Raw genomic sequence first — 12,767 nt, forward strand, 5'->3', positions numbered from 1 at the left:
CAGCCTCCTCAGACACTTGTGTCTGAACCCGAAAAGCCCCGCCCCTGTTGCGGGGCTTTTTTCTGTCAACATGGTCTACTCTGAATCAAGTTGTCATGAACTTGCTGAAGAGCTTTGTTAGACTCAGGCTCCAAACCAGATACAGAGAGTTATTTCCCCGTGAAGCCTGTATGACCGACCTATCAAAACCTGCTTTCTTGAGACCTGGTAAAGTTATATGGCTTGGATTAGCCGGTTTACTGGTGTACCTGATTGCGCTCGTTTTTCTGCTTCCTGCTGGTTGGGTATGGCAGTGGGTTTCGCCGCAGGTAAACCTGCCGCCTCAGGTTCAGGTCAACCAGGTGTCGGGCCAGTTGTGGAATGGCGCTGCGGGATTTACCTTCGCTGGACACCCATTGCGACTGAGCTGGGATATTGAAACACCCTCCCTGTTAAACCTGTCGATTCCGATGGCCTTCTCGCTGGACTCTGCGCGCTCTGGCCTGGATGGGCGGGCATCAGTTGCGTGGCCAGGAAGCGCCAAGCTTACAGCCCGGGGAAGCATCCGGGTCCGGGAATTCGAGGATCTTATAAGGCGTAGCGGCGGTGCCATGTTAGTGGGTGATGTCGTCATTGATCAGCTCGTCCTTGCATGGGTCGACGGTGAATTCAGCGATGGCCAGGGTCGCGCCCGCTGGGCTGGTGGCGAGGTCACATGGCCCATGGGCGGTAGCGTCCAGAGTGCTGACTTCCCGCCGATGGAAGCGACGTTGAATGCTTCTTCCGGGCGTATGGCGATGGCCATATTGCAACAGGGTGAGAATGAGCCTGCAGCTAACGCCGACATCTTTCCTGATGGCGTGCTCGAAATCCGGGTCTATAAAAGAATGATCGATCTGGCAGGTCAATCTTGGTCCGGTGCAGCCAGCCCCGGTGACGTTATTTTCAGGGTTCGCCAGCCCTTGCTGGGGAGAGGGAACTGATGAAGACGGCGGGTGTCAGACCCCCTCAACGCTTGCCCCGCTGGCTCGCGAACGTATTGCTGATTGGCCTGGTGGTTTATTTCTCAATCGTAATGGCGAATCTGACCTGGATGGTGACTTGGCAGGACCGGGCTGTACTGGAACCTGGGCAGGCGCTGAGTGCCTCGTCGGCCGATCAATTGGGAGACCGTCGTCTGGCGTCTTACGAACTCTTCGGCCGTGCGTCCGGGGGTGCTCCGGTCGTTGAGGCCGTGCGTCGGACAGCGCCGGAAACCCGTCTGCGTCTGCGTCTGGAAGGTGTATTGGTTTCTGAGCAGCCTGAACTGTCCGGTGCTATAGTTGCAGGGACCGACGGCGTCACGGCACACTACCGCGTCGGAGAGACGCTGCCGGGTAATGCAGAACTCGTGGAGGTCGAGCCGGGGCGTATTCTCATCAGGCGTGATGGTGCCTTTGAAACCCTTACTTTCGAGGATGATGACTCCGGCCAGTTGTTGACTCAGGATGAGGAATTTGCCGCATCCGCTCCGGATGACTTTGTCGAGCAAGCTAAAGCGCGACTGGATGCACAAGGCGCTGAAGCGCTGGTTGCATTCGGTCTTAGCCCGGTACAGGATGGCGCAACTCAGGGCTATGTGTTTAATGGTTCCAACGTCATGCTGAGTGCGCTTAATCTTCAGGAAGGAGATGTAATCACTGCCATCAACGGCTACCCCCTGGGGGATATTGAACAGGATCGGGAATTGCTTGAGACCTGGCGTTCCGAAGCGCAGCTAGAGATTGAAATAGAGCGGGGCGGCGCACGCTTCACGGTGAGTTATGCGCTACCACAGTAGTTTAAATGAGATCATTGATACAGGATGCAATCGTTTCATGATTAATTTGAGAGCCCCCTTCCTTAAAGTGGTGATGTTGCTCCTCCTAATGCCCCTAATGGCGACGGCTCAAGAACAGGAAGGCACCTGGCGCCTTAACCTGAAAGACGCTGATATACGCGCATTTGTTACCCAGGTGGCTGATATCACAGGTTACAGTTTTGTGGTCGATCCTCGGGTAAAAGGCAAAGTAACGGTGCTTTCAAGTGCGCCCATGAACAAGGATGAAATTTACGACCTTTTTCTGGCGGTATTGCAGGTGCATGGTTTCACTGCCATACCGGGTGAAGAAGTCATCAAGGTGGTGCAGCAAGTCGATGCAAAACAGTCAGCGGAATCTCTCGACCGGTTTTCCGTGACGCCTTCAGAGCAGCTCATAACCCGCGTAATCCAGGTCGATAATGCCAACGCACTGGAACTGGTGCCGATTCTGCGACCTCTGGTGGCCAAATACGGTCACTTGGCAGGGGTGGCTGCCGCCAACGCCCTGATCGTCAGTGATCACTCCGCCAATATTGAACGAATTGAAGGCATTGTTCGTGAACTGGATAGCCCGTCCAAATACGAAGTGGAAGTTATTCAGTTAGAAGAAGCCTGGGTAGGCGATCTGGTGCCGTTATTACAGGAACTGGCACCCGATGAGCTCGGTGAAGGGGGTGCCGGAGGCGCTGCACGTAAATACAGTGTCACTGCAGATGAGCGCAGCAACCGGTTGATTTTGCGGGGTGATGAAACCTTCCGTAGTAAAATGCGAGCCCTGATTGTGCAACTGGATCAGCCCTCTGCGACCGGTGGCACGACGAAGGTCATTCGTCTCGGTCATGCGGACGCGAAGAACCTGACAGAAATTCTGAAAGGGGTTATGGGTGAACTTGCCAAGGAAACAGCCGGGGGTGAGGGCTCCGCAACAGGGCCTCGTGGCACAGGTTTTTCGGTTTTCGCTGATGAAGGTTTGAATGCTCTTGTTGTGCGGGGTGAGCCCTCGATGATGCAGGAAGTGGAAATGATCGTGTCGCAGCTGGATGTTCGACGCGCCCAGGTGCTGATTGAGGCGGCCATTGTAGAGATCAGCGATGACATGGGGCAGGACCTGGGGGTTCAGGTCGCGCTTGGTGATGAGTCAGGTTCCTCGACTCCCGTGGTCGGTTCCAACTTCAATAACGTCGGTCGCAGTCTCGGTGATGTCATCGGTGCAATCCTTTCCGATAGTGTTATTACTCCAGCGACTGGCGGATTGACACTGGGTGCGGGCCAGCGCAACAACGACGGCATCACCTGGGGTGTGCTACTTCAGGCTCTCTCCACATCAACCGCTGCGAACCTTCTGTCCACCCCCAGTATCATCACGCTCGACAATCAGGAGTCTGAAATCATTGTTGGTCAGAACGTTCCTTTCCGTACCGGCCAGACCACCAACACCAGTGCGGGTCTGCAAAATCCGTTCACCACTATCGAGCGTCGGGATATCGGCCTTACGCTTAAGGTCACGCCTACAATCAGTGATGACGGGCTGGTACGGCTGGTGGTTGAGCAAACCACTGAAGATGTGGCGGACAGTATTGAGGACGCCTCGGATATCATCACTAACAAACGTGAGATCAAGACTACGGTGCTGGCCGACGATGGTGAAACGATTGTGCTGGGTGGTTTGATCCGCGAAGATTACAGGATTAATAACAGCAAGGTGCCTTTATTGGGTGATATCCCGTATCTGGGGCGTTTGTTCTCCTCCGAATCCCGGACGATGATCAAGCGCAACCTGCTGGTCTTTCTGCGGCCCACTATCCTGTTTAATAAAGGCGATAGCGTAGCGGCAACCGATGAGAAGTACAGAGGGCTCTGGGAGGTGAACCTGGGTATTCGCCAAAAGCTGGGCCTGCCAACCGATATCGGGGCACAGCCAGGTATTGAGACTCTGTTTCGAACAGGGTCAGGAAGGCCCCGCGGTATCGAGTAGAGCGTGATTTTCGGTCAGCGGGGTCTGACCTTCCGATCATCGAGAACGCAATGTTGGCAGGCTTCAGGTGTTATGGGCAGTGATTTTACGGTGAAAACTCACAACAAACTTTTCGAAATCCTCAGGCAGCAACGGTTTGCTGAAATAATAGCCCTGGGCTAGCTGGCACCCGCGCTGACGAAGATAGAACTCCTGTTCTTCTGTCTCCACTCCCTCGGCAATGACCGACAGGTTAAGACTCTTACCCAGATCAATGATCGTGTTAGCTATCCGGGTGTCGTCTTCGTTGGTCAGCAGGTCGTGGATGAACTGCTTGTCAATTTTAAGATGTTGAACCGGCATTCTTTTTAAGTAAGTCAGCGACGAGTACCCGGTACCGAAATCATCGACTGCGATGTAGATGCCCGCGTTCCGCAGGCGTTTTAGCTTGGCGATGGCATCGTCGAGGTTTTCCATGAAGCTGGTTTCTGTCACCTCCAGTTCCAGGCGACCGGGTGGGATCGCATGTCGTTTGAGGGTTTCCAGAACCTCGTCAACAATGTTGACTTGCTTGAGCTGGACGGCAGAAAGGTTTACCGCAATACGGATGGGGTTGCCCTTAGCGGCCCACGACGCGGCCCTCCAGCAGGCCTGCTCCAATACCCACTGACCAATTTCTACAATAGTGCCATTAAGTTCCGCCAACGGAATGAATTCATCAGGCGGCACCAATCCCCGTTCAGGGTGCTCCCATCGGAGCAAGGCTTCGGCACCGATGACGCGCTGACTTTCCAGATTAACCTGCGGCTGGTATACAAGATGAAACTGCCCGCCGGGCAGTGCCAGGGCGAGGTCCTGCTCAAGTTTTTTACGCTCGCGGATCTGTAGGTCGACACTGGCAACGTAAAACTGGAATTGATTGCGACCGGCGCTTTTCGCCAGAGTCATGGTCTGTTCTGCGCGCTGAAGGAGCTTGTCAGCTTCGGTGCCATCGGCAGGAAACAGTGCCACACCGATAGTGCCTGTAATGAAAATCTGACGCTCATCAACACGCATGGGTCGACTGAATATCTGCAATAACCAGTCAGCGGTAGCGGCTGCCTGATAATCATCCTGCAGATGCTGCTCAATCACGACAAACTGATCGCTACCCAGTCGTCCTGCGATCATATGACTGCCGTCCCGCTGTTCAGACAACCGTTCTGCGACCACCCGCAGAATTTTATCGCCGGTTTGGTACCCATGCTGATCATTAGCACTTTTGAAATCATCAATACCGCAGCAGAACACGGATAGAATGTGTTTATTTCGACGGTCTTCCTCTATGGCACTGTTGAGAAAGCCCAGAAGGGTCTCCCTGCTGGGCAGTCCGGTGAGGTTGTCGTAGCGGGATAGCCGTGTGACCCTATCTTCCGCTTCACGGTGTTTCTGCTGGTTTTCTGCAATGGCCACCAGCAGGTTGTTGGTGGCGTTCACCCACAAGCCGAGCTCATCCCGTTCGTGGGTCTTTGGCACTGCCAACAGCCGGTCGTCGGGGTGATCTGGGTTAACCTGGGTAAGCGAGTGAATAATTCTGAGCAGTGGCCGGGTGAGAAGCAGATGATAGACGAGGTAAAGCACAAGACCCAGAATGATGGCTCGTGCTATGCCGGAAATAAACGTTAAGCTGGCCCGTTCAAGCCAGCGAGAGGCGACATTTGCCGTGTCATAAACTATCTCAAGGTAGCCGTAGGTTGTTTGAGTGTCGGCGCTGCGTATTAATGGCGATCTGTAGGTGCGTTCTGCGCCAAAAATGAGATCCGTGGCAGGGCGAAAATAAGGCTGTTTCAATGCTCGCTTCTGGTTGGCGAGTGGTTCCCCATCAGGGTGAGTTATATTCGCAAACCGAACAGCATCCTGTTCGAATAATCCCTCAACTACCTGCTGGGCAAGCTCAATATCAATACTGAAAACAGCTTGTGTTGCCGCGTCTTTAACCAGAGCCATGGTCTGGGCTGCCTGATCATCGAGTTCTCCAGAAACCCGGTGGGCATCCAATATGATTTGCATGGTGCTTAACAGGATGCCACTTATCAGAGCTACAGAAAGAACCCACCGCAATATGCGACGACCAAGACGATGCTCCAATTGAAAAGGCGTCTTCATTCGAATCGGGTCATTTTATTGGTTTTTTTCCGTCGATTTTGTAGTGATTATCTGGTTCCAACCATGAATTTTCCATCAGTCACGCTGGCTATTTAAGGTTGGTATTACGAAGGATGAGTATGGTTCAACCCGAGCTGTCAGCGCCAACCGATAACCTGCATTATTTCAAACTATTCGGTAAAGACCTGTTTTATTTTGTAAAGTCGGTGTGTCTAATACGCAAAACGCCCGCATAAGCGGGCGTTTTGTACGCAAAGGCCTCTACATCAGGCCCTTTACTACTTGGCGTTAAGCCAGATTCTTGTTCACAAAATCCCAGTTCACAAGATTCCAGAACGCTTCCAGATAATTAGGACGCGAATTCCGATAGTCGATGTAATAGGCGTGTTCCCAAACATCGACGGTCAGAACTGGCTTATCCGTACCTGTCAGTGGTGTTTCCGCATTGCTGGTATTAGCGATAGCAACGCTGCCATCAGACTTTTTGACCAGCCATGTCCAGCCTGAACCGAAGTTGTTGGCCGCTTTATCATTAAATTCTTTCTTGAACTCTTCAAACGAGCCAAAAGCTTTTTTAATGGCTTCTGCTGCTGCACCGGTTGGCTCACCGCCACCACTAGGGCTGAGGCAGTGCCAGTAGAAGGTATGGTTCCAGACCTGGGCCGCATTGTCGAACAAGGGACCACTGGCGCTCTTGATAATATCTTCCAGCGACTTGTTGGCGTTATCCGTACCCTCGACCAGGCCGTTCAGCTTGGTGACGTAGGTGTTGTGGTGTTTGCCATAATGATACTCAAGCGTTTCAGCAGAGATATGGGGTTCAAGTGCGTTCTTTTCGTATGGTAGTGCGGGAAGTTCAAATGCCATGAGGTCGTTCTCCCTGGTTTCTCTCGTATGATCCGTTAGATCAGTGAATTTTCTTTTCTTGAGATTAAAGCACCTTGACTGATGTACCAAAATGAAGATTAGGCAAAGAAATGGTCGTTTCCCATCTCACCAGTCAAGACTGCGTAAAACCTGTTTATCTCTTATAAGTCGGGTCAGTCGCGTCGCTTTTCAACCCCTGAGTCAAAGAACTGTTGAACTCCGGCGATCCGGGTAAAAATTCTGCACAGTTTCTTACCCGCCAAACCAACTCGTCATAATTATCCGCCAGAATGTTCACGTGGCCAAGCTTGCGCCCTGGCCGCTCAGCTTTGTCATAAAGGTGCAGGTGAGCATAAGGAAGCTCCAGGATGCGGCGGGTTTGACCATGCTCTCCGATGATGTTCACCATACAGCTCACCCCTCTTGGGCTCGTGTCACCGAGGGGTTGACCTGTCACGGCACGAATGTGGTTCTCGAACTGGCTGGTAAGCGCGCCTTCAATGGTCCAGTGTCCGGAGTTATGAACCCGGGGCGCCATTTCGTTAGCAACCAGACCGCTCCTGGTTTCAAACAGCTCCAGCGTGAGCACTCCGACGTAATTCAACTCATTCAGTAACGTTTGGATGTAGCGCCGTGCTTCGTCCGTTACGTCTGGTAAAAGCCCAGGCGCTGGCGCTATGGAGTAGCGCAATATTCCCTCATGGTGGACATTCTCAGCCATGGGGTAGACCGCAACCTGACCGTCTTCCCCTCGTACTGCGATCACAGAGAGCTCTCGGCTGAACTCTACAAACTTTTCAACCATCAGGCGTTTATGACCGATGTTGGCCCAGGCCTGCGCTGCTTCCTCAGGGTTGCGCAGTACTGCCTGGCCCTTGCCGTCGTAGCCTTCGGTGTTGGACTTTGCGACCACCGGGCAGCCAAGACTTTCTGCGGCAGTCTGCAGAGCCTCCGCGCTCTCAGCCATGCGCCATTCGGGTGTCGGAATGCCAAGTTCACCGAACAGGGTTTTTTCAGCTTCACGGTTCTGACAAATCTGCAAAGAGCGCGGTGTGGGGTGCACAGGCTTTGTGGCAGCTATTTTTTCGGCCACCTCTACCGGTAGGTGTTCGAACTCATAGGTGACCCTGTCGACACGGCTCAGAAAGTCATCAAGATAGACTTGGTCCCGATCAATAATGATCTCGCCCAGTCCTGCACTCGGGTTGCCTGATAAATCGTAGAACACGAAAGTATTGGCCAGCGGATAACCGGCCAGCGCGAGCATGCGTCCAAGTTGTCCAGCACCTAAAACTCCGATTCTCATGGGCGGTTTCCTGTTACCGTCAATTACCCGTTTCTCGGGTCTGGATTTTCCAGAATGGTCTGGGTTTGCGCGGCGCGAAAGGTATCGACAGCAGCTCGCACAGCAGAATCGTAGGTGCCGATTATCTGCGCTGCCAGTAAACCTGCATTGGTGGCACCAGCCTTGCCGATAGCCAGGGTGCCGACGGCGATCCCGCCGGGCATCTGGGCGATGGAAAGCAATGAGTCCAGCCCATTCAGGGCTTTTGACTGCACGGGAACGCCCAGCACAGGTAAAGAGGTTTGTGAGGCGACCATTCCTGGCAGATGAGCAGCGCCGCCAGCTCCAGCTATGATGACCTTCAGGCCCCGGCCTGCCGCCGTTTTCGCGTAGTCAAACAGAAGGTCAGGTGTGCGGTGTGCGGACACCACGCGAGTTTCGTAGGGCACGCCCAGTTTGTCGAGCATCTCGGCGGCATGTTCCATAGTCGGCCAATCCGATTTGGAACCCATGATAAGGCCTACAAGCGGCTGCATAAGCGACAATCCCGAAAAGTTTAGAGAAAGCCCGCCATTGTATGGACTGCCCGGGATCCATGCAAATGGCTGGGGCTGGCTGGCATCTCGGCTCTCAATCCCCCGTGCTGCATTTGGTGGCATGAAGCGGAACCGGTATTATCAAGTCACCAAATTGTTCACGTCTATATCTATCCGAGGTTATTGAAATGGAACCCATTCGTCCTGATGACGATGAATTAAGGGCAGGCACTGCCCAGGCCGGTAGACCGGAAGAAAGAAAAGTCCAGCCCGAGCGCTCAGCCCCGCCTGCGCAGCCCCCCAGGAGACCGGAGAGGAAACAGCCTGGAAGCCCACCCCCGCCACCCTCCGGCAAAGGCTCAGGAAAGCTGGTGGGGCTACTTTTGGTGCTGTTGGTGCTAGCCGTTGCAGCGGGTGCGGGCATGGTTTGGCAGCAGACCCAGCGCCTGGAGGTATTGGAAGAGCAGGTGGAGGAAGCGGATTACTGGGTGCGTCAGAGCAAGCTCGCGCTGGCGCGCTTTGAGGGCGAGTTGACTGAAACCGGCGAAAGTCTTGAGCAAAGGGGCTCGACAACAGAACAAAGGCTAACCGAGCAAAACGCTCAGATTGAGACGGCCAATAGCGAGATCCGTAAACTCTGGGTGATTGCCAACGAGCGCAATAAGAAGTCGTTAGAAGAGCAAGCTGGACAAATTGCAGCCCTGAAGACCGCGTTGGAGGATCAGGCAAACACGGTGGCTTCGCTCAATGAGGTTCAGGATGGCGTTCAATCGGAAATTGGAACCCTCAATGAAGCAGTGAGCTCCCTTGATAGTAGGGTCAGCACCCTGGCAAACATCGATGACCGACATCAGGAACAGCTTGAAACACTGGCGGCGGAGATCAATGCGCTCGACACCGACGTGGAGCGAAGCCTGCAGCGGTTCCGGCAGGAGCAGGGGCTCACCATAGAGGGTATCGAAAGCCGTTTGAGCGCCTTGGAAAGCGCCCAGAAAAGCGTCTCTGAAGCGGCGCCGCGGATTAACAAGGCAGAAGCAAGGATTGCCAACCTCGAGGAAACCATTAAATCCATTGATGCCTCCCGCGCTCAGTTAACCTCGCGCCTGGTGCGCTTGTCCGAACAGGTGGATGCTTTGCGGTAGCCGTTCAAGAGAGATGCCCCGGCTTGTAATGCTCGCAGTTCTGAGATTATTTATCAGCGCTTCGTTGAGTTTGTCGAGACCGAAAGGCGCAGCTAGACTGGTCATAAATAATGATCTATAGCCAATCGAGAGGCATCAGATATGTCATGGAAAGATAGAATCGAAGCACAACTCGCGAAGCTTCGTATAAGGCTGGACGCCTTCAATCAGTCGCTGGCTTATAAAGCATTGCCGGAGGATCGAAAAAGTCGGGTAGGCAAGCTTTCGCTAGAGCAGAAGGCGTCGGCGGCGGGTCAGAAAGGGCGCAATCTAAGAACAGTAAAAGGTGGCAGGCGGGCGAAGCAGTAAACAGCTTGAGTAAAATCCAACCAGCCAAAAGCTTTGCTTGGTCATCCTGCTGAAAAAAACCGGAAAAGATTTGACAGCGGGGGCCAAATGCTTAAAATGCGCCTCTCACTTGATCAAGACAGCAGTGCACAATTGATCAGGTAGCTGGAAGTGGGTGGTTAGCTCAGCTGGGAGAGCATCGCCCTTACAAGGCGAGGGTCACTGGTTCGATCCCAGTACCACCCACCATTTTCAGCCTTCCGAACTTCCCCGGTTCGGTTGAGTGTTTGACAGGCCAGCGTGCCTTGAGAACGATGCGGAGCGGTAGTTCAGTTGGTTAGAATACCGGCCTGTCACGCCGGGGGTCGCGGGTTCGAGTCCCGTCCGCTCCGCCATTTTTGATGTCCCCCAGGGTGGTTAGCTCAGCTGGGAGAGCATCGCCCTTACAAGGCGAGGGTCACTGGTTCGATCCCAGTACCACCCACCATTTCGCATTGCATCCTCTATCAGTCGTCGTTCAGCACCTTTTCGTGGTGCTATTTGCGTGCGCGCAAAAAAAACTCCGATGCTAACCGGAGCTGAAGGTTTGCTTAAGGTTCTAGGCAATCAGGATCAGCGTCCGACCAGCGACTGACCACAAACTCTGACGGTGTTGCCATTCACGCCCGCTGAGGTGGGATTGCAATACCACGCAATGGTTTCTGCAACATCGATTGGCAACCCGCCTTGTGAGAGACTGTTCATGCGTCTTCCTGCTTCGCGAATGGTAAAGGGCATGGCAGCGGTCATTTGGGTTTCAATGAAGCCCGGGGCGACGGCATTGATGGTTCTGCCATCTTTCAACTGTTTCGCCAGTGCCTCGACATACCCTATAACGCCACACTTCGACGTAGCGTAATTGGTCTGGCCAAAATTGCCGGCAATCCCGCTGATGGATGATACGCAGACGATGCGGCCATTTTCCCGCAACAGCTCCCGATTGGTCAGCTCCTCGTTGATCAACTCCTCAGCGGTCAGGTTAACGGCAATAGCCATATCCCAGAAGTGTTCCGGCATGTTGCCCAGGGTTTTATCCCGGGTGATTCCGGCATTGTGCACAATGATATCGAGCCCACCGAAGTGTTCTTGCACGAAATCTGAAATAATCTGCGGCGCCTCAGTTGTTGTGATGTCGCAGGGCAGGGCTATGCCTTTGATCCGGCTGGCCACGATTTCCAGTTGTTCCATCGCGGCCGGTATGTCCAGGGCGATGACGGTGGCCCCATCCCGGGCAAGAGTGTCGGTGATTGATTCGCCAATACCCCGTGAAGCGCCGGTGACCAGGGCTACCTTATCTCGCAGGGGCGCAGCCGGGCTCACAGCGTTGGTCCCCTTGGCGGATTTGGTTATCCGCACAAACTGACCAGAGACATAAGCGGATCGTGGTGACAGGAAAAATCTGACCGTTGAGTCCAGCTGCCCGCTTGCCGTCGGCGCCATCCATATCAGGTTTGCGGTGGCTCCCTTTTTGCCAACTTCCTTGCCTACGCTACGGACAAACCCTTCCAGCGACCTTTGAGCGGCTGCCTGGGCGGGGGTTTTACAAATGGCTGGATCAAGCCCAATGACAAGCACGCGGCCATCGCTGGCGAGCTGGCGGATCGTCGGGTGAAAGAAATCATACAGCGCCCGCAACTGTAAAGTATCTTTGATGCCGCTGGCGTCGAATACGAGGGCCGAGAACTTCAGGCGCAGTTCAGTTGTCAGGTCCAGCGGGATGGCTTTAGTACCGGCGCGGGCTGAGTCCGTGAGCCTCGCGGTGTTACTGGCATGATGAAGCATGGCTGCGCTGGCTGAGAGAGTGCTGCCGAGCTCCGTGATGGCTTTGCCGCCCGAGGCACACCCGATGAGAATATTCCCTGCAGTGAAAGGTTGATCAGTTCGGGTCCAGCGTTTTAGAGGAGTAGGCGATGGCAGTCCCAAGGATTGGGCAGCGGTTTTACCCAGCGACGTGTTGACGAGTTTGAGGTACAGGTCTGACATAGGGAAATCCTCTCCTCCTCGCGCCGCAGCGCGCTTGTTTGGACCAGCATGGCGACAGCGACGCTCAATGTTAGTGAGAGGTCTCGAAAGTCGCTGGCAGCATATGGATTAACTCGGTGCACCGGGCACCGGGTTAGGGATGCCAGTGAGCAAATACACTAGCCTTATTAGGAAAAGCCCTCATGATACAGACAAAAGGCTCCATAATTACAGGAAAAACCTTCTTTCCCGTTGACTTAGCCAGGATCGCTCCGTAAGATGCGCGCCACGTTGATCGAATGAGCCAGCCAGAGCCTTCGGTACACGAAAAGTTTGTTGCGGGGTGGAGCAGTCTGGTAGCTCGTCGGGCTCCCCACTCACGAAAGCCGAAGGGAGTCACCGACCTTCGGATTATGAGGCCGACTCTTCAGGACCTCAGATGATAGAGGTGAACACAAAGTTTGTTGCGGGGTGGAGCAGTCTGGTAGCTCGTCGGGCTCATAACCCGAAGGTCGTAGGTTCGAATCCTGCCCCCGCTACCATATATTGAAGGCCGGTCTATGACCGGCCTTTTTTATTGCAGTCGAGTCAAAGCTTTTTCCTTAATCTGGTCATACCTACCCCACTTTAAACTCCGTTTTATTCTCAACGCCGCGTCAGTTAGTTTTAACTCAGTTTCACAATGACAATA

The 12,767-nt window shown here is 53.9% G+C and carries 10 protein-coding genes and 4 tRNA genes; 9 read left to right on the top strand and 5 right to left on the bottom strand.

What is annotated here, in order from left to right:
• Positions 1 to 170 precede the first annotated feature (170 nt).
• From gspN to gspD, 3 genes are read left to right on the top strand one after another with little or no spacing between them, the layout of a single operon-like run.
• Positions 171 to 962 carry a type II secretion system protein N gene (gene gspN, locus WEB64_RS07660; protein ID WP_368058455.1) on the top strand — a complete coding sequence of 264 codons (792 nt, stop codon included), beginning with the start codon at positions 171 to 173 and terminating at the stop codon, positions 960 to 962.
• The gene (locus tag WEB64_RS07665; protein ID WP_368058453.1) at positions 962 to 1,798 is read left to right on the top strand and encodes a type II secretion system protein N; all 837 of its coding nucleotides are present in this window, start codon (positions 962 to 964) and stop codon (positions 1,796 to 1,798) included. The genes gspN and WEB64_RS07665 overlap by 1 nt, the downstream gene beginning before the upstream one ends.
• A gap of 37 nt (positions 1,799 to 1,835) precedes the next feature.
• Positions 1,836 to 3,794, top strand: coding sequence for a type II secretion system secretin GspD (gene gspD / locus WEB64_RS07670; protein WP_368058451.1), 1,959 nt, complete (start codon positions 1,836 to 1,838; stop codon positions 3,792 to 3,794).
• 63 nt (positions 3,795 to 3,857) lie between these two features.
• Here gspD and WEB64_RS07675 read toward each other — a convergent pair whose 3' ends face one another.
• The 4 genes from WEB64_RS07675 to purE all read right to left on the bottom strand — a co-directional run bounded on the left by WEB64_RS07675 (position 3,858) and on the right by purE (position 8,606).
• On the bottom strand, positions 3,858 to 5,918 hold the full coding sequence (locus tag WEB64_RS07675) for a putative bifunctional diguanylate cyclase/phosphodiesterase (RefSeq protein WP_368058449.1): 2,061 nt from the start codon (positions 5,916 to 5,918) through the stop codon (positions 3,858 to 3,860).
• Positions 5,919 to 6,206: 288 nt separating this feature from the next.
• On the bottom strand, positions 6,207 to 6,785 hold the full coding sequence (gene sodB, locus WEB64_RS07680; protein WP_368058447.1) for a superoxide dismutase [Fe]: 579 nt from the start codon (positions 6,783 to 6,785) through the stop codon (positions 6,207 to 6,209).
• Positions 6,786 to 6,939: 154 nt separating this feature from the next.
• The gene (locus WEB64_RS07685; protein WP_368058445.1) at positions 6,940 to 8,091 is read right to left on the bottom strand and encodes a 5-(carboxyamino)imidazole ribonucleotide synthase; all 1,152 of its coding nucleotides are present in this window, start codon (positions 8,089 to 8,091) and stop codon (positions 6,940 to 6,942) included.
• 23 nt (positions 8,092 to 8,114) lie between these two features.
• Entirely contained in the window at positions 8,115 to 8,606 is a 492-nt protein-coding gene (purE, locus tag WEB64_RS07690) for a 5-(carboxyamino)imidazole ribonucleotide mutase (protein WP_368058443.1), read from the bottom strand.
• A gap of 188 nt (positions 8,607 to 8,794) precedes the next feature.
• On the opposite strand from purE, the gene WEB64_RS07695 reads away from it, so the two are divergent.
• The 5 genes from WEB64_RS07695 to WEB64_RS07715 all read left to right on the top strand — a co-directional run bounded on the left by WEB64_RS07695 (position 8,795) and on the right by WEB64_RS07715 (position 10,562).
• Complete coding sequence (locus WEB64_RS07695; RefSeq protein ID WP_368058441.1) at positions 8,795 to 9,748, top strand: hypothetical protein; 954 nt, start codon at positions 8,795 to 8,797, stop codon at positions 9,746 to 9,748.
• A 141-nt stretch (positions 9,749 to 9,889) separates the two neighbouring features.
• Positions 9,890 to 10,096 (top strand): hypothetical protein, encoded by a 207-nt coding sequence (locus WEB64_RS07700; RefSeq protein WP_368058439.1) that lies wholly within the window; start codon positions 9,890 to 9,892, stop codon positions 10,094 to 10,096.
• 152 nt (positions 10,097 to 10,248) lie between these two features.
• Positions 10,249 to 10,324 (top strand) — tRNA-Val (locus WEB64_RS07705).
• Between the two features lie 69 nt (positions 10,325 to 10,393).
• Positions 10,394 to 10,470, top strand: a tRNA-Asp gene (locus WEB64_RS07710).
• Between the two features lie 16 nt (positions 10,471 to 10,486).
• Positions 10,487 to 10,562 (top strand) — tRNA-Val (locus WEB64_RS07715).
• Between the two features lie 125 nt (positions 10,563 to 10,687).
• Here WEB64_RS07715 and WEB64_RS07720 read toward each other — a convergent pair.
• On the bottom strand, positions 10,688 to 12,097 hold the full coding sequence (locus WEB64_RS07720; protein WP_368061191.1) for a 3-oxoacyl-ACP reductase: 1,410 nt from the start codon (positions 12,095 to 12,097) through the stop codon (positions 10,688 to 10,690).
• Positions 12,098 to 12,541: 444 nt separating this feature from the next.
• On the opposite strand from WEB64_RS07720, the gene WEB64_RS07725 reads away from it, so the two are divergent.
• Positions 12,542 to 12,618: transfer RNA gene (locus WEB64_RS07725), tRNA-Met, on the top strand.
• Positions 12,619 to 12,767: the final 149 nt, after the last annotated feature.

This window comes from Marinobacter sp., assembly GCF_040882185.1.
Taxonomy (GTDB): Bacteria; Pseudomonadota; Gammaproteobacteria; order Pseudomonadales; family Oleiphilaceae; genus Marinobacter.

Coding starts and splice junctions, on each gene's coding strand:
- gspN (WP_368058455.1), top strand. CDS start 171: ATGACCGACCTATCAAAACCTGCTTTCTTGAGACCTGGTAAAGTTATA.
- WEB64_RS07665 (WP_368058453.1), top strand. CDS start 962: ATGAAGACGGCGGGTGTCAGACCCCCTCAACGCTTGCCCCGCTGGCTC.
- gspD (WP_368058451.1), top strand. CDS start 1,836: ATGATTAATTTGAGAGCCCCCTTCCTTAAAGTGGTGATGTTGCTCCTC.
- WEB64_RS07675 (WP_368058449.1), bottom strand. CDS start 5,918: ATGAAGACGCCTTTTCAATTGGAGCATCGTCTTGGTCGTCGCATATTG.
- sodB (WP_368058447.1), bottom strand. CDS start 6,785: ATGGCATTTGAACTTCCCGCACTACCATACGAAAAGAACGCACTTGAA.
- WEB64_RS07685 (WP_368058445.1), bottom strand. CDS start 8,091: ATGAGAATCGGAGTTTTAGGTGCTGGACAACTTGGACGCATGCTCGCG.
- purE (WP_368058443.1), bottom strand. CDS start 8,606: ATGCAGCCGCTTGTAGGCCTTATCATGGGTTCCAAATCGGATTGGCCG.
- WEB64_RS07695 (WP_368058441.1), top strand. CDS start 8,795: ATGGAACCCATTCGTCCTGATGACGATGAATTAAGGGCAGGCACTGCC.
- WEB64_RS07700 (WP_368058439.1), top strand. CDS start 9,890: ATGTCATGGAAAGATAGAATCGAAGCACAACTCGCGAAGCTTCGTATA.
- WEB64_RS07720 (WP_368061191.1), bottom strand. CDS start 12,097: ATGTCAGACCTGTACCTCAAACTCGTCAACACGTCGCTGGGTAAAACC.